This is a genomic window from Pseudomonas sp. FG36 (genome assembly GCF_057809275.1).
In genome coordinates, this window is the sequence record NZ_JBMDJQ010000034.1 from 43,637 (window position 1) to 63,408 (window position 19,772).

The following is a 19,772-nucleotide window of genomic DNA, read 5'->3' on the forward strand; positions in this document are numbered from 1 at the left end:
GCTGTAAGGCCCTGAATGTCTGATCTCTCCGCACACACCCCGATGATGCAGCAGTACTGGAAGCTGAAAAACCAGCACCCGGACCAGCTGATGTTCTACCGCATGGGCGATTTCTACGAGATCTTCTACGAAGATGCGAAGAAAGCCGCGAAACTGCTGGATATCACCCTGACCGCGCGCGGGCAGTCGGCGGGCCAGTCGATTCCCATGTGCGGGATTCCGTTCCACTCGCTCGAAGGCTACCTGGCCAAGCTGGTCAAGCTCGGCGAGTCGGTGGTGATCTGCGAGCAGATCGGCGACCCGGCCACCAGCAAGGGCCCGGTGGAGCGCCAGGTGGTGCGCATCATCACCCCGGGCACGATCAGCGACGAGGCGTTGCTCGACGAGCGTCGCGACAACCTGATTGCCGCCTTGCTCGGCGACGAGCGGCTGTTCGGCCTGGCGGTACTGGACATCACCAGCGGCAATTTCACCGTGCAGGAGATCAAGGGCTGGGAGAACCTGCTGGCCGAGCTCGAGCGCATCAACCCGGTGGAGCTGCTGATCCCGGATGACTGGCCGCAGGGCCTGCCAGCGGAGAAGCGCCGTGGCGCACGGCGCCGTGCCCCGTGGGACTTCGACCGTGATTCGGCACGCAAGAGCCTTTGCCAGCAGTTCGCCACCCAGGACCTCAAGGGCTTTGGCTGCGACAAGCTGACCCTGGCCATTGGCGCCGCCGGCTGCCTGCTGAGCTACGCCAAGGAAACCCAGCGCACCGCCCTACCCCACCTGCGCAGCCTGCGCCACGAGCGCCTGGACGACACCGTCATCCTCGATGCCGCCAGCCGCCGCAACCTGGAGCTGGACATCAACCTGGCCGGTGGCCGCGACAACACCCTGCAATCGGTCATCGACCGTTGCCAGACCGCCATGGCCAGCCGCCTGCTGACCCGCTGGCTGAACCGTCCGCTGCGCGACCTGAAGGTGCTCAAGGCACGCCAGGACTCGATCCGCTGCCTGCTCGACGGCTATCGCTTCGAAAAGCTGCAGCCGCAGCTCAAGGAAATCGGCGACATCGAGCGGATCCTCGCGCGTATCGGCCTGCGCAACGCCCGCCCGCGTGACCTGGCGCGCCTGCGCGACGCCCTCGGTGCCCTGCCCGAGCTGCAGAACGCCATGGCCGAGCTGGAGGCACCGCACCTGGCGCGCCTGGCCGCGATCACCGGCACCTATCCGGAGCTGGCCGGCCTGCTGGAGCGGGCGATCATCGACAACCCGCCGGCGGTGATCCGCGACGGTGGCGTGCTCAAGACCGGCTACGACAGCGAACTGGACGAACTGCTGTCGATCAGCGAGAACGCCGGCCAGTTCCTCATCGATCTGGAAGCCCGCGAGAAGGCCCGCACGGGCCTTGCCAACCTCAAGGTCGGCTACAACCGCGTGCATGGCTATTTCATCGAGCTGCCGACCAAGCAGGCCGAGCAGGCACCCGCCGACTACATCCGCCGGCAGACGCTCAAGGGCGCCGAACGTTTCATCACCCCCGAACTGAAGACGTTCGAGGACAAGGCGCTGTCGGCCAAGAGCCGTGCCCTGGCCCGCGAGAAGATGCTCTACGATGCCTTGCTCGAAACGTTGATCGGGCACCTGGCGCCACTGCAGGACAGCGCCGCGGCGCTGGCCGAGCTGGATGTGCTGAGCAACCTGGGCGAACGCGCCCTGAACCTGGACCTGAACTGCCCAAGCTTCGTCGACGAGCCGTGCCTGCGCATCGAGCAGGGCCGCCACCCGGTGGTCGAGCAGGTGTTGACCACGCCGTTCGTGGCCAACGACCTGGGCCTGGACGACAGCACGCGCATGCTGATCATCACCGGCCCGAACATGGGCGGTAAGTCCACCTACATGCGCCAGACCGCGCTGATCGTGCTGCTGGCGCATATCGGCAGCTTCGTCCCGGCAGCCGCCTGCGAGCTGTCGCCGGTGGACCGTATCTTCACCCGTATCGGCTCCAGCGACGACCTGGCCGGCGGGCGCTCGACCTTCATGGTCGAGATGAGCGAAACAGCGAACATCCTGCACAACGCCACCGACCGCAGCCTGGTGCTGATGGACGAAGTTGGCCGCGGCACCAGCACCTTCGACGGGCTGTCGCTGGCCTGGGCCGCCGCCGAGCGCCTGGCCCAGCTGCGCGCCTACACGTTGTTCGCCACCCACTACTTCGAACTGACCGTGCTGCCGGACAGCGAGCCGCTGGTGGCCAACGTGCACCTGAACGCCACCGAGCACAATGAACGCATCGTGTTCCTGCACCATGTGCTGCCGGGCCCCGCGAGCCAGAGCTACGGCCTAGCCGTGGCGCAACTGGCGGGTGTGCCGGCGGCGGTAATCCAGCGTGCCCGCGAGCATCTGGGCCGGCTGGAGACCACCAGCCTGCCCCATGAAGCGCCGCTTGCAACGCCGCGCGACAATACGCCTCACGTGCCGCACCAGAGCGACCTGTTCGCCAGCCTGCCACATCCGGCCATCGAGAAGCTGGGCAAGCTGGACCTGGATGACATGACGCCGCGCCAAGCTATCGAAATGCTATATCAACTGAAAAACCTGTTATAACGGCCCACCGCGCAAGCTGGTAGAATCCGGCGCGGTTTGCGAGGGCTGCAGGTTATTAGCCTGGTCTGCAGCCAGCACCGTGAACCGCGCTGCCCTGGAAGGAAGGGCAAGCTGCCGTCGCCTGAGGAGAGAATTAGAAATGACCTTCGTCGTCACCGACAACTGCATCAAATGCAAGTACACCGACTGCGTGGAAGTCTGTCCGGTGGACTGCTTCTACGAAGGCCCGAACTTCCTGGTGATTCACCCGGACGAATGCATCGACTGTGCGCTGTGCGAGCCTGAGTGCCCGGCCCAGGCGATTTTCTCGGAAGACGAAGTGCCGTCCGGCATGGAGAACTTCATCGAGCTGAACGCCGAGCTGGCCGAGATCTGGCCGAACATCACCGAGAAGAAAGACGCCCTGGCGGACGCCGAAGAGTGGGATGGCAAGCCTGGCAAGATCGCCGATCTGGAGCGCTGACAGCGCCCAGGTACGAAAAAGGCCCGCGAGGGCCTTTTTTCATTTTCAGCAGGCAAAAAAAAGGGGCGGTTTGACCCGCCCACATTTTTTCCGTAGTCCCTGTATGTCCCAATCATCGTCCTGATGAATCGCGTCCCGCGATGTCCTTGGCCATCATCCTTGAGAGCCTGTGTCAGTCCGTAGACACAGTTCGAATACTAGCGATTCCCCGCCTTGGTACAAGCGGCGAATATCTCAGGATGATTCAGGCGAAATATCTTCTGATATTTATAAAAATAATATATTTCATGCACTTAGAAAAAATACGCCACTGGAAACGACATTGATTTACTGATCCCTACAGCGATCACTTACATGATGAGTAAGCGAATGCTTACACGCGATACTACGAGGGTGGCGAAATAAACACTTTGCTGAGGGTGCCATGAACTCCTCCCGCCTCAATGCCGCCCTCGCCAACGGTCAAGCCCCAGCAGCACCAGCCCGATGGCCCAGAACCCTGCCAGCACTCCCACTGCATTCATCAGCACCTGCCCATGGCCAAGCCGCGCGACGTCGACGAACGGATAGGGATAGACGCCGATCTCATGCCCACGCAGTAGCACGAAGGCAAAATACAGCATCGGATACAGCGCCCAGGCTGCCAGATGCCAGAGCCGCAGCTGCCCCTTGGGTATCTCGAACCACCAGTACAGGACGAACAGCAGCGGCATCACGTCGTGCAGCAACTCGTCCGCCAGCCACTGCCAGCCCTGGGGTTGCCATAGGTGGCGCAGCAGCAGGCTGTAGGCCAGCGCCACCAGCACGATACTGGCTGCAACGCACGAGCTGATCGCCGGGGAAAGAAACCAGCGCCTGGCCGGCGAGTCGCGGCCGAATGCGGCATGGCTGAGCACCGTGGCCACCAGCGTGTTGCTGAGCACGGTGAAATAGCAGAACAGGTTGACCAGCCCGCCGATCAGGCTGGCCTGTTCCTGCCAACGTGCCAGCAGTACCAGATACAGCTGGATCGCCAATCCCGCCCAGCCAAGAACGGCCGCCAGGGCAAGCCAAGGCCGGCGCGGCATCAGCCTTTGCGCTGCAGCTTCACGTAAAGCTGCTCGACCTTCTCCCGGGCCCAGGGGGTCTTGCGCAGGAAGGTCAGGCTCGACTTGATCGTCGGGTCGCTTTTGAAGCAGCGGATATCGATGCGTTCGGCCAGGCCCTGCCACTGATAGTGCGCCACCAGCTCGGTGAGGATCTGTTCGAGGGTCTTGCCGTGCAGCGCGTTATGGTTGGCCGTGCTCATGCAGTGCTCCAGGTTCGGGAAGGTGCGCACCTTACACGAGTGTAGCGAGCGGGTGGGATCGAGGTTGCTTGCCCCGCCACAGCCCGGCTGAAGACGATGCAAAAACCACTGGCAAGCACGGGAAACCTTATGCTGAAATAGTGATGTTATACTGTAACAACACAAAGAATCTGCCAAGGAACGCCACATCCCCATGCGTCACATGCCGCTGCACCTCTCCCCCCTTGCCGTCGCGCTCTGGCTGGCCTCGACTTCCAGCCAGGCCGTGGAACTGCAACCCCAGGTGATTACCGCCAACCCGCTGGGCAACGCCCAGCTGGCCGCCCCCAGCACCGTCCTTGAAGGCGACAACCTGCTGCAACAGCAACAGGGCAGCCTCGGCGAGACCCTCAACAAACAGCCTGGTGTCGCCTCCACATGGTTCGGCCCCGGCGCCAGCCGCCCGGTGATCCGCGGCCTGGACGGTGACCGCATTCGCATCCTGCGCAACGGCGTCGGCGCCCTGGATGCCTCGTCGCTGTCCTACGACCACGCCGTGCCGCTGGACCCGGTGACCGTCGAGCGGGTCGAGATCGTCCGCGGCCCGGCCGCCCTGCTCTACGGCGGCAACGCCATTGGCGGCGTGGTCAACACCTTCGACAACCGCATCCCCGACACGCCCATCGACGGTATCCATGGCGCGGGCGAGCTGCGCTACGGCGGTGCCGACACCACGCGCAGCAGTGCCGGCAAACTGGAGGCCGGCAACGGTACCTTCGCCCTGCACCTGGATGCCAACAGCCGCCAGTTCAACGACCTGCGCATCCCCGGCTATGCCCGCAGTTCGAAGGTGCGCGACGCCGACGAGCCCGGCAGCAAACACCGCCTGAAGAACAGCGATGGACGCCAGGACGGCGGTGCAATCGGCGGTTCCTATCATTGGGATCACGGCTATACCGGCCTGTCCTACAGCCGCTATGACAGCAACTATGGCTCGGTAGCCGAGCCCGGCGTGCGCCTGGACATGCAGCAGGACCACTACGGCTTCGCCTCGGAACTGCGCGATCTCGACGGACCATTCAGCTCGGTGAAGGTCGATGCCGGCTACACCGACTACCAGCACCGTGAAATCGAAAGCGGTGAAGTGCACACCACCTTCAAGAACAAGGGCTACGAGGCACGCATCGAGGCACGCCACCAGCCGCTGGGGCCGGTCGAGGGCGTGATCGGTGCACAGGTCAGCCGCAACGAGTTCTCCGCACTGGGCGAGGAAGCCTTTGTCCCGCACACCGATACCGACAGCCTGGCGCTGTTCCTGCTCGAGCAATGGCAGGCCACCGAGCGCCTGAACCTGAGCCTGGGCGCGCGCATGGAACACACCCGGGTCGATCCGGATGCCAAGGGCAACGAAACCTTTGCCGGAGCCGACAGCGCCAGCAGCTTCAATGCCTTCAGCCTGTCATCGGGCGCGGTGTACCAGCTCGACCCGATCTGGTCGCTGGCAGCCAACCTCGGCTACACCGAGCGCGCGCCGACTTTCTATGAGCTGTATGCCAACGGCGCCCACGTGGCGACCGGCGCCTACGAGATCGGTGACCCGAACCTGAACAAGGAAAAAGCCATCTCCGGCGACCTGGCCCTGCGCTTCGACAACGGCACCCACAAGGGCAGCGTCGGTGTGTTCTACAGCCATTTTCGCAACTACATCGGCCTGATCGGTACCGGCAACATGCGTGAAGGGCATGATCACGACCATGGCGACGATCATGACCACGACCACGACCATGATCACGATCACGGTGATATCCCCGAGTATGTCTACCAGGGTGTGCGCGCACGCTTCTACGGTATCGAGGCCCAGGACCGCTGGAAGTTGCTGGAAAATCGCTACGGCAGCTTGGCCCTGGAACTGTCCGGCGACTACACCCGGGCCAAGAACCTCGACAGCGGCGAGCCGCTGCCGCGTATCGCCCCGCTGCGCCTGAATAGCGGCCTGGTCTGGGAACTGGATCGCTGGCAGGCCCGGGTCGATGTGCAGCATGCCGCGTCGCAACGGCGCAAACCGGCCAACGAAACCAGCACCGACGGCTACACCACCCTCGGCGCAAGCGTGGGGTATCGCTTCGACATCGGCCAGAGTGAATGGCTGGCGTTCGTGCGCGGCGAGAACCTCACCGACCAGACCGTGCGCTATGCCAGCTCGATCCTGCGCGATATCGCGCCGGCGCCGGGGCGTAGTGTGCAGGTTGGCTTGCGCACCTCGTTCTGACGTTATCGCAGGGTAAGCCCTCTCCCACTGTGGGGTGGGCTACCCGGCGAGGGCCGATGGACTGTTACCCCATCAGCAACAATCCCCTGCGACATTTTGTCTTTTTTTCTTACAACTTCCCCTATATCCTCCCTGCCGCAAGCTGAATCGCTTCACTCGATATCCATCGCAGCCATTTCCCTTCGAAGACCTCGCACTTCGTTGCGCTTGCCGTTTCCTCAAAAATCAAAAGATAGCGCTATCTCATGCCCCAGCTGCCCAATACCCGCTACTCCGGCCTCGCCCTCGCCACCCTGCTCGGTGCCCTGTCCCCTACCACCAGTGCTGGCGAAATGTTCGCCAAGGACTCGAAGTGGATGCTCGGCGACTGGGGTGGTACCCGCAGTGAACTGCTGGAAAAGGGCTACGACTTCACCCTTGGCTACACCGGCGAGATGGGCAGCAACCTGCACGGCGGCTACAGCCACGACCGCGCCGCACGCTACAGCGACCAGTTCACCTTCGGCGTGAACATGGACCTGCAGAAGATCCTCGGCTGGTACGACACCGAGGTGCAGCTGACCGTCACCGAACGCCACGGCAACAACATCAGCAACGACCGCATCAACGACCCGCGCGTCGGCGGCTTCACCTCGGCCCAGGAAGTCTGGGGCCGTGGCCAGACCTGGCGCCTGACCCAGATGTGGATCAAGCAGAAGTACTTCGATGGCGCGCTGGACGTGAAATTCGGCCGCTTCGGCGAGGGCGAGGACTTCAACAGCTTCCCCTGCGACTTCCAGAACCTGGCGTTCTGCGGCTCGCAGGTGGGCAACTGGGTAGGCGGCATCTGGTACAACTGGCCGGTCAGCCAGTGGGCCCTGCGCGTGCGCTACAACCTCAATGACGCGCTCTACGCCCAGGTCGGGGTGTTCGAGCAGAACCCCTCGAACCTCGAGAGCGGCAACGGCTTCAAGCTCAGCGGCAGCGGCACCCAGGGCGCGGTGATGCCGATCGAACTGGTCTGGAGCCCGCGGGTCAATGGCCTGAAAGGGGAATATCGCGCCGGCTACTACTACAGTAATGCCAAGGCACAGGATGTACTCAAGGACAGCAACGGTACGCCCGCCGCCATCAGCGGCGCCGCCTATCGCAGCAGCTCGAGCAAGCACGGCCTGTGGCTCGGCGCGCAGCAGCAGGTGACCGCGCTGGCCTCCGACCAGTCGCGCGGCCTGAGCCTGTTCGCCAACGCCACGGTGCACGACAAGAAGACCAATGCCATCGACAACTATGTGCAGGCAGGTGTGGTTTACAAAGGGCCGTTCGATGCCCGCGCCAAGGACGACATCGGTTTCGCCCTGGCCCGCGTGCACGTCAACCCCGGCTATCGCAAGAACGCCCGCCTCATCAACCAGGCCAACGGCCTGGACGACTACGACAACCCCGGCTTCCTGCCCGTGCAGGACACCGAGTACAGCGCCGAACTCTATTACGGCATCCACCTGGCCGACTGGCTCACCGTACGCCCGAACCTGCAGTACATCCGCCATCCGGGCGGGGTGTCGCGGGTCGACGACGCGTTGATCGGCGGCCTGAAGATCCAGAGCAGTTTCTAACCCGACCCTTTCACACTACGGAGAACAGACGATGAGCACTGACGGTGCCAAGAATGGAACCCGCTGGCTACCGCGCCTGATGGGCGTGCTGCTGCTGCTGATGGGCCTGGCCCTGCTGGCCGGCGGCATCAAGCTGAGCCAGCTGGGCGGCTCGCTTTACTACCTGATTGCCGGTATCGGCTTCGCCCTGTCCGGCATCCTGCTGCTGGCCAAGCGTCGCATCGCCCTGGGCCTGTATGGCCTGGTACTGCTGGGCAGCACCGCGTGGGCGCTGCTGGAAGTGGGCCTGGACTGGTGGCAACTGGTGCCACGCCTGGCCATCTGGTTCGCCATCGGCGTGGTCCTGCTGCTGCCGTGGGCGCGCCGCCCGCTGGTCGGCCCTGCGTCGAAGGTCAACACCGCCCTGCTCAGCGTCGCCGTGGTCGCCTCCGGCGCCACTGCCGTGGCCAGCCAGTTCACTCACCCGGGCGAAATCCGTGGCGAGTTCACCCGCGACAACAGCGAGATGGGCAGCGCCGCCCCGGCCATGCCCGACGGTGAATGGCAGGCCTACGGTCGCACCGAGCACGGCGACCGCTACTCGCCGCTGCGCCAGATCACCCCGCAGAACGCCTACCGCCTGGAAGAGGCCTGGCGTATCCGCACCGGCGACCTGCCGACCGAGAACGACCCGGTGGAGCTGACCAACCAGAACACGCCGCTGAAGGTCAACGGCATGCTCTACGCCTGCACCGCCCACAGCCGCCTGCTGGCGCTGGACCCGGACACCGGCGCCGAGATCTGGCGCTTTGATCCGCAGGTCAAGAGCCCCACCGGCACTTTCAAGGGCTTCGCCCACATGACCTGCCGCGGCGTCTCGTACTATGACGAGAACAGCTACGTCAGCCGCGATGGCAGCCCCGCGCCGAAGATCACCGACGCAGGCCAGGCCGTGGCCCAGGCCTGCCCGCGCCGCCTCTACCTGCCTACTGCCGACGCCCGCCTGATCGCCATCAACGCCGACACCGGCAAGGTCTGCGAAGGTTTCGCCAACCAGGGCGTGATCGACCTGACCCGTGGCATCGGCCCGTTCACCGCCGGTGGCTACTACTCCACCTCGCCGGCCGCGATCACCCGCAGCCTGGTGATCATCGGTGGCCACGTCACAGACAACGAGTCGACCAACGAGCCGTCCGGCGTGATCCGCGCCTACGACGTGCACGACGGCCACCTGGTGTGGAACTGGGACAGCAACAACCCGGACGACACCAAGCCCCTGGCCGACGGCAAGTTCTACAGCCGCAACTCGGCCAACATGTGGTCGATCGCCAGCGTCGACGAAGACCTCGGCATGATCTACCTGCCGCTGGGCAACCAGACCCCTGACCAGTGGGGCGCCGACCGCACTCCGGGCGCCGAGAAGTACAGCGCCGGCATCGTCGCCCTGGACCTGGCCACCGGCAAGGCGCGCTGGAACTACCAGTTCACCCATCACGACCTGTGGGACATGGACGTCGGCAGCCAGCCCACCCTGGTGCACCTGAAGACCGACGACGGCGTCAAGCCGGCGGTCATCGTGCCGACCAAGCAAGGCAGCCTGTACGTGCTCGACCGCCGCGACGGCACGCCGATCGTGCCGATCCGCGAGATCCCGGTCCCCCAAGGCGCGGTCAAGGGCGACCACACTGCGCCAACCCAGGCCCGTTCCGACCTCAACCTGCTCGGCCCTGACCTGACCGAACAGGCCATGTGGGGCGCCACGCCGTTCGACCAGATGCTCTGCCGCATCCAGTTCCGCAGCCTGCGCTACGAAGGCCAGTACACTCCGCCGTCCGAGCAGGGCAGCCTGGTCTACCCAGGCAACGTGGGCGTGTTCAACTGGGGCAGCGTCTCGGTCGACCCGGTGCGCCAGATCCTCTTCACCTCGCCGAACTACATGGCTTTCGTGTCGAAGATGGTCCCACGCGAGCAGGTCGCCGAAGGCAGCAAACGCGAAAGCGAGACCAGCGGCGTGCAGCCGAACACCGGTGCGCCGTACGCCGTGACCATGCACCCGTTCATGTCGCCGCTGGGCATTCCGTGCCAGGCGCCGGCCTGGGGCTACGTGGCAGCCATCGACCTGTTCACCAACAAAGTGGTGTGGAAGCACAAGAACGGCACCACCCGTGACAGCACCCCAGTGCCGATCGGCATGCCGGTGGGCGTGCCAAGCATGGGTGGCTCGATCGTCACTGCCGGCGGCGTCGGCTTCCTCAGCGGCACCCTGGACCAGTACCTGCGCGCCTACGACGTGAAGAACGGCCAGGAGCTGTGGAAGGCTCGCCTACCGGCAGGCGGCCAGGCCACGCCGATGAGCTACACCGGCAAGGATGGCAAGCAGTACGTGCTGGTGACCGCGGGCGGCCATGGCTCGCTCGGCACGAAAATGGGCGACTACATCATCGCTTACAAATTGGCTGAGTAAGCGTCACGCCTGTCGCGGGGCAAGCCCGCTCCCATCGAGGGAGCGGGCTTGCCCCGCTATTGTTTCCCCCCGCAGTTCTCCCCCCTTCGTCTACCATTGAAACCTGCCAACCACCGCCCCATCTAAGCACCATAGCCATTCACGCAGGTGCCCCATGAGCGACCAGCAGGATTTCCCGGAACACCCCGACGAACACAGCGAAGTCGAACATCTCGATCCCGCGACCGCACCCGGTCACCATCTCGCCCTGCCCGGCCAGCAGCTGCCGGACAAGGTGTACGTGATCCCGATCCACAACCGCCCGTTCTTCCCCGCGCAAGTGCTGCCGGTGATCGTCAATGAAGAACCCTGGGCCGAAACCCTCGACCTGGTCGCCAAGACCCCGCACCACTCCCTGGCGCTGTTCTTCATGGACACCCCGCCGGAAGACCACCGCCACTTCGACACCAAGGCCCTGCCCGAATACGGCACCCTGGTGAAGGTCCACCACGCCAGCCGCGAAGGCGGCAAGCTGCAGTTCGTCGCCCAGGGCCTGACCCGCGTGCGCATCCGCACCTGGCTCAAGCACCACCGCCCGCCCTACCTGGTGGAGGTCGAATACCCACGCCAACCGGCGGAGCCCACCGACGAGGTGAAGGCCTACGGCATGGCCCTGATCAACGCGATCAAGGAGCTACTGCCGCTCAACCCGCTGTACAGCGAAGAGCTGAAGAACTACCTCAACCGCTTCAGCCCGAATGATCCATCGCCACTGACCGACTTCGCCGCCGCCCTCACCTCGGCCACCGGCAACCAGCTGCAGGAAGTGCTCGATTGCGTGCCCATGCTCAAGCGCATGGAAAAGGTCCTGCCGATGCTGCGCAAGGAGGTCGAAGTCGCCCGCCTGCAGAACGAGATCTCCGCCGAGGTGAACCGCCAGATTGGCGAGCACCAACGCGAATTCTTCCTCAAGGAACAGCTCAAGGTCATCCAGCAGGAGCTGGGCCTGACCAAGGACGACCGCAGCGCCGACGTGGAGCAGTTCCAGCAGCGCCTGGCGGGCAAGACCCTGCCCGAGCAGGCGAAAAAACGCATCGACGAAGAGATGGGCAAGCTGGCGATCCTCGAGACCGGCTCGCCGGAGTATGCCGTCACCCGCAACTACCTGGAGTGGGCCACCGCGCTGCCCTGGGGTGTGTACGGCAAGGACAAGCTCGACCTCAAGCACGCGCGCAAGGTACTCGACCGCCACCACGCCGGGCTCGACGACATCAAGGAGCGCATCCTCGAGTTCCTTGCCGTCGGCGCCTGGAAGGGTGAGATCAGCGGCTCCATCGTGCTGCTGGTGGGCCCGCCCGGGGTGGGCAAGACCAGCATCGGCAAGTCCATCGCCGAATCCCTGGGCCGGCCGTTCTACCGCTTCAGCGTCGGCGGCATGCGTGACGAGGCCGAGATCAAGGGCCACCGCCGCACCTACATCGGCGCCCAGCCGGGCAAGCTGGTGCAGGCGCTGAAGGAGGTCGAGGTGATGAACCCGGTGATCATGCTCGACGAGATCGACAAGATGGGCCAGAGCTACCAGGGCGACCCCGCCTCGGCGCTGCTGGAAACCCTCGACCCGGAACAGAACGTCGACTTCCTCGACCACTACCTCGACCTGCGCCTGGACTTGTCCAAGGTACTGTTCGTCTGCACCGCCAACACCCTGGACTCGATCCCCGGCCCCCTGCTCGACCGCATGGAAGTGATCCGCCTGTCCGGCTATATCACCGAAGAAAAGCTGGCCATCGCCAAGCGCCACCTGTGGCCCAAGCAGCTGGACAAGGCCGGCGTGGCCAAGACCAGCCTGAGCATCAACGACGCCGCGCTGCGTGCGGTGATCGAGGGCTATGCCCGCGAAGCCGGTGTGCGTCAGCTGGAGAAACAGCTGGGCAAGCTGGTGCGCAAGTCGGTGGTCAAACTGCTGGAAGACCCGGACGCCAAGCTCAAGATCGCCGCCAAGGACCTCGAGCCCGCCCTGGGCATGCCGGTGTTCCGCAGCGAGCAGGTGCTGGCCGGCAAGGGTGTTATCACCGGCCTTGCCTGGACCAGCATGGGCGGTGCCACCCTGCCGATCGAGGCCACGCATATCCACAGCCTCAACCGCGGCCTCAAGCTCACCGGGCAGTTGGGTGACGTGATGAAGGAATCGGCAGAGATCGCCTACAGCTACATCAGCTCGAACCTCAAGCAGTTCGGTGGTACCCCCGGCTACTTCAACGAGGCATTCATCCACCTGCACGTGCCCGAGGGCGCCACGCCCAAGGACGGCCCCAGTGCCGGCGTGACCATGGCCAGCGCCCTGCTGTCGCTGGCCCGCGACCAGGCGCCGAAGAAAGGCGTGGCCATGACCGGCGAGCTGACCCTGACCGGTCAGGTGCTGCCGATCGGCGGGGTGCGCGAGAAGGTGATCGCCGCGCGGCGCCAGAAGATCTTCGAGCTGATCCTGCCGGAGGCCAACCGTGGCGATTTCGAAGAGTTGCCCGACTACCTGAAGGAAGGGCTGAGCGTGCACTTCGCCAAGCGCTTTGCCGACGTGGCGAAAGTATTGTTCTAAAGAGGACGGGGCCGCGTTGCGGCCCTATCGCCGGCAAGCCGGCTCCCACAAAGTGCAGCATGTATCCTACTTGTGGGGCCGGCTTGCCGGCGATAGGGCCCGCGCAGACCACACAAACTTGCGACAGCTTCGGTTATCCTCAGGCCATTCCAGCTTCAGGAGCCAACATGTCCCTCCCTCGCCTGCTCGTTCCCGCCGCCCTGGCCCTGCTCACCGCCTGCGCCCAGCAACCGCAACGCACCGTCGAACTGGACGGCGAAAGCGAATGTCCCAAGCGCCTGCAGGTCGGCCAGACCCTGACCCTCACCCTGCCCAGCAACCCCACCACCGGCTACCGCTGGCTGGTGCAGAACCCGGCTTCGGAGATCCTGCGCAGCCTCGGCCCCGAGGTCTACAGCTCTCCGGAGCAAGCCGGCATCGTCGGCAGCGGCGGCCTGTCCAGCTGGCGCTTCCAGGCCAAGGCCGCCGGCGAGGGCCATCTGATCCTGGTCTACCAGCAGCCCTGGGCCCCGGAAGTACGTCCGGTACAGACCTTCGATTGCGCCATTCGGGTCAACTGAGCAAACGGCGCCGGTCAGCCAGTCATGCAAGCTTGCCGTGGTTTGGCTAGAATGCCGCCCCTGTAGATTGCCAGCCGCCTGGACCCACCGTGAGCAAACAACCCGACCGCCTATTCGCCCAACCCCTGGAGCAGGTGCCCGACTTCGTCTTCAACGAAGACGTGGTGCAGGTCTTCCCGGACATGATCAAGCGTTCGGTGCCCGGTTACCCGACCATCGTCGAGAACCTCGGCGTGCTGGCCGCGCGCTTCGCCCAGCCGGGCTCCGCACTGTACGACCTCGGTGCCTCGCTGGGCGCGGTGACCCAGGCGCTGCGTCGCCACGTACGCACGGACGGCTGCCGGGTGATCGCGGTAGACAACTCCGCGGCCATGGTCGAGCGCTGCCGCCAGTACCTCACCGCCCAGGACTCGATGTTCCAGGAGTTGCTGCCGGTGCAGGTGCTGGAGGCCGATATTCTCGCCCTGCCCTTCGAGCCGGCCTCGGTGGTGGCGATGAACTTCACCCTGCAGTTCGTCGCCCCCGAACAGCGCCTGGACCTGCTTGCGCGCATCCGTCAGGCACTTTTGCCGGGCGGCGCGTTGATTCTCTCGGAGAAACTGCACTTCTCTGACGCCCAGGAGCAGGAGCTGCTCAACGAACTGCACCTGGACTTCAAGCGTGCCAATGGCTACAGCGAACTGGAAATCGCCCAGAAGCGCAGCGCCATCGAGAACGTGATGAAACCCGACACCCTGGAAACCCATGAAGCGCGCCTGCGCGCCGCCGGCTTCTCCAAGGTCGTGCCCTGGTTCCAATGCCTTAACTTCGCCTCGCTGATAGCCCTGCCATGATCGATCTGTCCCCCCTTGTCCGCCGCCTGGCGGGCACGCCCCTTGCCACCTGGTCCCAAGGCCTGCAGGCGCAACTCGAGAGCAAGCTGGAAAAAGGCCACGGCGACCTCGATCGCTGGCGCGGCGCCCTCGACGCACTGCCGCGGCTGACCCCGAGCGAAGTCGACCTGGTCGACGGCCTGCGCCTGGACTGCGACTGCGACGACGCCACCCGGGCGCAGATGCGCCAGGCACTGATGGGCCTGTCGCCCTGGCGCAAGGGCCCGTTCGACCTGTTCGGCGTGCATGTCGATACCGAATGGCGCTCGGACTGGAAATGGTCGCGGGTCGGCCCGCACCTGGACCTCAAGGGCAAGCGCGTGCTCGACGTGGGTTGCGGTAACGGCTACTACCAGTGGCGCATGCTCGGCGCCGGCGCCGACATGGTCATCGGCGTCGACCCCAACTGGTTGTTCTTCTGCCAGTTCCAGGCCGTGCAGCAATACCTGCCGGACTTGCCGGCGTGGCACCTGCCGTTCGCCCTCGAAGAACTGCCGGCCAACCTCGAAGGTTTCGACACCGTGTTCTCCATGGGCGTGTTCTACCACCGCCGCTCGCCCATCGAGCACCTGCTGGCGCTCAAGGATTGCCTGGTCAAGGGTGGCGAGCTGGTGCTGGAAACCCTGGTGATCGAGGGCGACGAAAACCAGGTGCTGGTTCCCGAGGACCGCTACGCGCAGATGCGCAACGTGTGGTTCCTGCCGTCGGTGCCAGCCCTGGAGCGCTGGCTACGCCGCGCCGGTTTCAGCGATGTGCGCTGTGTCGATGTCAGCGTCACCAGCGTCGAGGAACAACGCAGCACCGAGTGGATGCGCTACCAGTCACTGGGCGACTTCCTCGACCCGAACGACCACGGCAAGACCATCGAAGGCCTGCCGGCGCCACGCCGCGCCACATTGCTGGCACGCAAATAAAAAAGGCGCCCGTTCGGGCGCCGAGGCTCACCTGCGCCGAGGAGCTGTGGCGGCGCAGGCGTGTGGTGCTCAATCCTTGGCCAGCTCGCGGGCCTTCTCTTCGGCCTTGCGCTCACGCTCAGCCACGACCTGCTGCTTGTCGCCATGCAGACGCGCCTGGTCCTCGCGGAAGGCTTGCCAGAATTGCTTGGAACGCTCCGCGCCACCCTCGGCGAAAACGCTGGTGCTGCCCAGGGCGAGGATTGCCAGCAGCAGGTACTTGGTCAGGTTCATCGTGCTTGCCTCGTGATAACCGTTTCGACAGAGCCATCATCGCAAGCGGGAGCTAACGCCAAGGTGAGGCGGACATTACAGTCCTGAAATCCCCGCAGAACCACGTGGGAGCGGGCTTGCCCCGATTGCGACAAGCCTGTCGCCCATATGACCCACAGATTACAAATCAGCAATCCTCCTCTTATCGCCATTCGCATCCAGTAACATCCTCGCCGCTTGACCCTGATGTCACTACAGGGTCGAGAATCGCCCCCTTTCCACACAGAGCCCGACCATGCGCCTACTGATCATCGAGGACGAACCCCGCACCGCCGACTACCTGCAACAGGGCCTGCGCGAGAACGGCTATGTGGTCGACTGCGCCTACACCGGCACCGACGGTCTGCACCTGGCCCGCCAGCAGCCCTACGACCTGGTGATCCTCGACGTCAACCTGCCTGGGCTCGATGGTTGGGGCGTGCTGCAGCGCCTGCGCGCCGAATCCTCCACGCGGATCATGATGCTCACCGCCCACGGCCGTCTCGCCGATCGGGTCAAGGGGCTCGACCTGGGCGCCGACGACTACCTGCTCAAGCCGTTCGAATTCCCTGAGCTGCTGGCGCGAATCCGCAGCCTGCTCCGGCGCAACGACCAGCGCCTGCAGCCGAGCACATTGAAGGTCGCCGACCTCGAACTCGACCCCGGCCGCCACCGCGCCTGGCGCGGCGGCCAGCGCATCGACCTGACCGCCAAGGAGTTCGCCTTGCTGCACCTGTTGATGCGCCAGAGCGGCGAAGTGCTGTCACGCACCCAGATCATCTCGCTGGTATGGGACATGAACTTCGACTGCGACACCAACGTGGTGGAGGTATCGATCCGCCGCCTGCGGGCGAAGATCGACGACCCCTTCGACGACAAGCTGATCCACACCCTGCGCGGCGTCGGCTACGTGCTCGAGGCGCGAGCGTGAAGCGCCCCAGCCTGTCGCTGCGCCTGGGCCTGGGCGTCACCCTGCTGGGCGCGGCGCTGGTGCTGCTGCTGGCGTGCCTGGCGGTATTTGCCCTCGATCACGAACTGGATAGCCGGGCACGCAAGGACCTGGCGCGCAAGATGCAGCAGGTCGAGCACAACCTGCGGGTGGACCTGCGCAGCGACGACCTCAGCGCCCGCGCCCACCCCCTGCTCGACCTGGTCATGGGCCACGACAACCTCAGCCTCAGCGTGCTGGCCGTCAATGGCCGCCATCCGGCGCTGCTCAGCCTTGGCCCGGCCATGCAGTCCCAGCATTTGCTGAACCTGGAAGCGGACGAGCGGCTGACCTTCCATGCCTGGCGCGACGACGGCGACAATCAGATCCTCACCGCCAGCCGCTTGATGCGCCTGCGCGACGACACCCCGGTAAAAGTGTTGATGTCGCTCAACCGCAGCGACGACAACAGCCTGCTGCAAGCCTATTTGCACTCGACGCTACTGGCCCTGCCGTTGCTGCTGGTGCTGATCGGCATCGCCGCCTGGAAGCTGGTGCAGCGCGGCCTGCGTCCATTGCGGCACTTCCGCCGGATCGCCGGGCAGGTTTCGGCCCAGGACCTTACTCACCGGCTGCCCGATGAGGGCCTGCCCAGCGAGCTGGCCGACCTCGCACGCGCCATCAACATCATGCTCGACCGGCTCGACCAAGGCGTGCGCCAGCTATCGCAGTTCTCCGACGACCTGGCCCACGAGCTGCGCACACCGATCGGCAACCTGATGGGCAAGGCCCAGGTGACCCTGGCCCGCGAGCGTGACGGCGACAAGTACCGCGAAGCCCTCGAAGACAGCGTCGAGGAGCTGACCCGCCTCAACCGCATCATCAACGACATGCTGTTCCTCGCCCAGGTCAGCCAGCCGCAGACCCAGGTTGCCCTGGCGCCCCTGACGTTGGCCGACGAAGTGGCCCGGGTGAGTGAACTGTTCGCCTTCAGTGCCGAGCTCAAGGGCATCTCCCTGCACCTGCGAGGCTGGGGCACGGCCCTGGCGGACCGGTTGATGTTCCAGCGGGCGCTGTCGAACCTGCTGAGCAATGCGATTCGCCATGCACCGGAGGGCAAGCCGGTCGCCGTGGGCATCGAGCGGCTGGGCAACGAGATTGCCGTGTGGGTGCAGAACCAGGGCACCGGGATAGAGGAGACGCACCTGCCGCACCTGTTCGAACGCTTTTACCGCGCAGGCGCCGGGCGTTCACGGCTGGAGGGCGGAACCGGGCTGGGGTTGGCGATCGTCAAGTCGATCATGCAATTGCATGGGGGGCGGGTCGAAGTCAGGAGCCAGGTCGAAGGGCCAACGCGGTTCACCTTGGTATTCAAGGCCGAGTAAAGCTATCGCGGGGCAAGCCCGCTCCCACAGAAGCTCCAGCAAAGCTTGTGGGAGGGGCTTAACTCGCGATTGACTCAGCGCGAAGCGGCGACGATCAGCGCTTTCATCTCCGCCACCGCGGCCTTGAAGCCGACGAACAGCGCATGGGCCACCAGCGCATGGCCGATGTTCAGCTCGTTAATGCCCTTGATCGCGGCCACGGCCTCGACGTTGTGGTAATGCAAGCCATGACCGGCATTGACGATCAGGCCCTGGCCAACACCAAACGCCACGCCATCGACGATGCGCTTGAGCTCCTCGGCGACTTCGGTCGGCGTCTCGGCATCGGCGTAACGGCCGGTGTGCAATTCGATGGCCGGGGCGCCGACACGGCGCGAGGCCTCGATCTGCCGCTCGTCGGCATCGATGAACAGCGACACTTCGGCACCGGTGCGCGACAGGCGCTCGACTGCTGCCTTGATCCGCGCCTCCTGGCCAGCGACGTCAAGGCCACCTTCGGTGGTCAGCTCCTGACGGGTTTCCGGCACCAGGCAGATATGCGCCGGGCGGATCTTCTCGGCGAAGGCCATCATCTCTTCGGTGACGCCCATCTCAAAGTTCATGCGGGTCTGCAGCACGTCCTTGAGCAGCAGCACGTCGCGCTCCTGGATGTGCCGGCGGTCTTCGCGCAGGTGTACGGTGATGCCGTCGGCACCCGCTTCCTCGGCGTCCAGGGCGGCCTTGACCGGATCCGGATAGCGGGTGCCCCGGGCCTGGCGCAGGGTCGCCACGTGGTCGATATTGACACCGAGAAGCATGCGGTTGCTGTGAGTCACGAAGGGGCACTCCTGAAAGTTGAGGGCCACAGCATACGTGCTGCTCAGCGCTTGCGAAACAGTTCCCGGCTGACCAATGGCTTGGGCCCCAGGTGGACCGCCAGTGCCTGGCGCATCAGGCGCTTGGCGGCGAGCAAGGCGCCGGGCGCCTCCCAGTCGGCCTGGGCCAGGGCGAGCAGTTCGCCGCCCTTGAACAAACCGGGCTGGAACAGTTCGACCCGCTCGAGGCCAGCGTCCACCTGGAGGCGATAAAGGCCTTCGGCGACCACAGGGCTGTCGTTGACGTCATGTTCCAGCGAGAAGGCGTAACCCAGCTCATCAAGCAGGCGCCATTCGAAGGAGCGCAATAGCGGCTCCAGCGCACGCCCGGCGGCCAGGGCCTGCAAGGTCAGGGTGTAGTGCTCGAACAGTGCCGGGTGCGGCGCCTCGGCGGGCAGCAGGCGCATCAGCAGCTCGTTGAGGTACAGCCCGCTGAACAGCGCGTCACCGTGCAACCAGGCGGCAATACCGACGGCATCCAGGCGGCCGACGTTCTTCAACTCGCCGCGCCCGCGCAGCTCCACCTCCAGCGGCACGAACGGCCGCACAAGGCTGCCGCCCTTGCCCCGTGCCCGGCGCAGCACGGCGCGTACCTTGCCTTGCGGGGTAAAAAAGTCCACCAGCGCGCTGGTTTCCTTGTAGGCGCGGCTGTGCAGCACGTAGGCCGGCTGGGGGGTGGGTTGGTCCATCAGCGGTTTCTCGACGTCATAAATGACTGTGGGAGCGGCGATGCGGCGGCCCGACTTGTCCCGCGATAGCTTACGCGGGAC

The 19,772-nt window shown here is 65.0% G+C and carries 16 protein-coding genes; 11 read left to right on the forward strand and 5 right to left on the reverse strand.

Going from position 1 to position 19,772, the window contains the following annotated elements; genetic code table 11:
- Positions 1-15: 15 nt before the first annotated feature.
- Positions 16-2,589 (forward strand): DNA mismatch repair protein MutS, encoded by a 2,574-nt coding sequence (gene mutS, locus ACODS9_RS21600; RefSeq protein ID WP_046856824.1) that lies wholly within the window; start codon positions 16-18, stop codon positions 2,587-2,589.
- 139 nt (positions 2,590-2,728) lie between these two features.
- On the forward strand, positions 2,729-3,052 hold the full coding sequence (gene fdxA, locus ACODS9_RS21605) for a ferredoxin FdxA (protein ID WP_023629582.1): 324 nt from the start codon (positions 2,729-2,731) through the stop codon (positions 3,050-3,052).
- 440 nt (positions 3,053-3,492) lie between these two features.
- Here fdxA and ACODS9_RS21610 read toward each other — a convergent pair whose 3' ends face one another.
- The gene (locus ACODS9_RS21610) at positions 3,493-4,119 is read right to left on the reverse strand and encodes a Pr6Pr family membrane protein (protein ID WP_489094722.1); all 627 of its coding nucleotides are present in this window, start codon (positions 4,117-4,119) and stop codon (positions 3,493-3,495) included.
- The gene (locus ACODS9_RS21615) at positions 4,119-4,340 is read right to left on the reverse strand and encodes a VF530 family protein (RefSeq protein ID WP_046856826.1); all 222 of its coding nucleotides are present in this window, start codon (positions 4,338-4,340) and stop codon (positions 4,119-4,121) included. The genes ACODS9_RS21610 and ACODS9_RS21615 overlap by 1 nt, the downstream gene beginning before the upstream one ends.
- A gap of 193 nt (positions 4,341-4,533) precedes the next feature.
- On the opposite strand from ACODS9_RS21615, the gene ACODS9_RS21620 reads away from it, so the two are divergent.
- The 7 genes from ACODS9_RS21620 to cmoB all read left to right on the forward strand — a co-directional run bounded on the left by ACODS9_RS21620 (position 4,534) and on the right by cmoB (position 15,544).
- Entirely contained in the window at positions 4,534-6,588 is a 2,055-nt protein-coding gene (locus tag ACODS9_RS21620) for a TonB-dependent receptor (protein ID WP_489094723.1), read from the forward strand.
- Positions 6,589-6,833: 245 nt separating this feature from the next.
- Entirely contained in the window at positions 6,834-8,180 is a 1,347-nt protein-coding gene (locus ACODS9_RS21625; RefSeq protein ID WP_489094724.1) for a carbohydrate porin, read from the forward strand.
- 31 nt (positions 8,181-8,211) lie between these two features.
- Positions 8,212-10,623: a glucose/quinate/shikimate family membrane-bound PQQ-dependent dehydrogenase gene (locus ACODS9_RS21630; protein WP_046856829.1), complete on the forward strand. Its 2,412-nt coding sequence runs from the start codon at positions 8,212-8,214 to the stop codon at positions 10,621-10,623.
- A gap of 154 nt (positions 10,624-10,777) precedes the next feature.
- Positions 10,778-13,198: an endopeptidase La gene (gene lon / locus ACODS9_RS21635; protein ID WP_046856830.1), complete on the forward strand. Its 2,421-nt coding sequence runs from the start codon at positions 10,778-10,780 to the stop codon at positions 13,196-13,198.
- A gap of 167 nt (positions 13,199-13,365) precedes the next feature.
- Positions 13,366-13,758: a protease inhibitor I42 family protein gene (locus ACODS9_RS21640; RefSeq protein WP_046856831.1), complete on the forward strand. Its 393-nt coding sequence runs from the start codon at positions 13,366-13,368 to the stop codon at positions 13,756-13,758.
- Between the two features lie 89 nt (positions 13,759-13,847).
- Positions 13,848-14,591 (forward strand): carboxy-S-adenosyl-L-methionine synthase CmoA, encoded by a 744-nt coding sequence (gene cmoA, locus ACODS9_RS21645; protein WP_489094725.1) that lies wholly within the window; start codon positions 13,848-13,850, stop codon positions 14,589-14,591.
- On the forward strand, positions 14,588-15,544 hold the full coding sequence (cmoB, locus tag ACODS9_RS21650; RefSeq protein WP_401104403.1) for a tRNA 5-methoxyuridine(34)/uridine 5-oxyacetic acid(34) synthase CmoB: 957 nt from the start codon (positions 14,588-14,590) through the stop codon (positions 15,542-15,544). Before cmoA ends, cmoB begins: the two co-directional genes overlap by 4 nt.
- A 69-nt stretch (positions 15,545-15,613) precedes the next feature.
- Here cmoB and ACODS9_RS21655 read toward each other — a convergent pair whose 3' ends face one another.
- The gene (locus tag ACODS9_RS21655) at positions 15,614-15,817 is read right to left on the reverse strand and encodes a hypothetical protein (RefSeq protein ID WP_489094726.1); all 204 of its coding nucleotides are present in this window, start codon (positions 15,815-15,817) and stop codon (positions 15,614-15,616) included.
- Between the two features lie 274 nt (positions 15,818-16,091).
- On the opposite strand from ACODS9_RS21655, the gene ACODS9_RS21660 reads away from it, so the two are divergent.
- Positions 16,092-16,766, forward strand: coding sequence for a heavy metal response regulator transcription factor (locus ACODS9_RS21660; RefSeq protein WP_046856835.1), 675 nt, complete (start codon positions 16,092-16,094; stop codon positions 16,764-16,766).
- Positions 16,763-18,148, forward strand: coding sequence for a heavy metal sensor histidine kinase (locus ACODS9_RS21665; protein ID WP_489094727.1), 1,386 nt, complete (start codon positions 16,763-16,765; stop codon positions 18,146-18,148). The genes ACODS9_RS21660 and ACODS9_RS21665 overlap by 4 nt, the downstream gene beginning before the upstream one ends.
- Positions 18,149-18,222: 74 nt before the next feature.
- On the opposite strand, the gene pdxJ is transcribed toward ACODS9_RS21665, so the two are convergent.
- Positions 18,223-18,945, reverse strand: a complete 723-nt coding sequence (pdxJ, locus tag ACODS9_RS21670; RefSeq protein ID WP_189656959.1) for a pyridoxine 5'-phosphate synthase — start codon at positions 18,943-18,945, stop codon at positions 18,223-18,225.
- A gap of 62 nt (positions 18,946-19,007) precedes the next feature.
- The gene (gene recO, locus ACODS9_RS21675; protein ID WP_401104409.1) at positions 19,008-19,691 is read right to left on the reverse strand and encodes a DNA repair protein RecO; all 684 of its coding nucleotides are present in this window, start codon (positions 19,689-19,691) and stop codon (positions 19,008-19,010) included.
- Between the last annotated feature and the right edge of the window lie 81 nt (positions 19,692-19,772).

Coding starts and splice junctions, on each gene's coding strand:
- mutS (WP_046856824.1), top strand. CDS start 16: ATGTCTGATCTCTCCGCACACACCCCGATGATGCAGCAGTACTGGAAG.
- fdxA (WP_023629582.1), top strand. CDS start 2,729: ATGACCTTCGTCGTCACCGACAACTGCATCAAATGCAAGTACACCGAC.
- ACODS9_RS21610 (WP_489094722.1), bottom strand. CDS start 4,119: ATGCCGCGCCGGCCTTGGCTTGCCCTGGCGGCCGTTCTTGGCTGGGCG.
- ACODS9_RS21615 (WP_046856826.1), bottom strand. CDS start 4,340: ATGAGCACGGCCAACCATAACGCGCTGCACGGCAAGACCCTCGAACAG.
- ACODS9_RS21620 (WP_489094723.1), top strand. CDS start 4,534: ATGCGTCACATGCCGCTGCACCTCTCCCCCCTTGCCGTCGCGCTCTGG.
- ACODS9_RS21625 (WP_489094724.1), top strand. CDS start 6,834: ATGCCCCAGCTGCCCAATACCCGCTACTCCGGCCTCGCCCTCGCCACC.
- ACODS9_RS21630 (WP_046856829.1), top strand. CDS start 8,212: ATGAGCACTGACGGTGCCAAGAATGGAACCCGCTGGCTACCGCGCCTG.
- lon (WP_046856830.1), top strand. CDS start 10,778: ATGAGCGACCAGCAGGATTTCCCGGAACACCCCGACGAACACAGCGAA.
- ACODS9_RS21640 (WP_046856831.1), top strand. CDS start 13,366: ATGTCCCTCCCTCGCCTGCTCGTTCCCGCCGCCCTGGCCCTGCTCACC.
- cmoB (WP_401104403.1), top strand. CDS start 14,588: ATGATCGATCTGTCCCCCCTTGTCCGCCGCCTGGCGGGCACGCCCCTT.
- ACODS9_RS21655 (WP_489094726.1), bottom strand. CDS start 15,817: ATGAACCTGACCAAGTACCTGCTGCTGGCAATCCTCGCCCTGGGCAGC.
- ACODS9_RS21660 (WP_046856835.1), top strand. CDS start 16,092: ATGCGCCTACTGATCATCGAGGACGAACCCCGCACCGCCGACTACCTG.
- pdxJ (WP_189656959.1), bottom strand. CDS start 18,945: ATGCTTCTCGGTGTCAATATCGACCACGTGGCGACCCTGCGCCAGGCC.
- recO (WP_401104409.1), bottom strand. CDS start 19,691: ATGGACCAACCCACCCCCCAGCCGGCCTACGTGCTGCACAGCCGCGCC.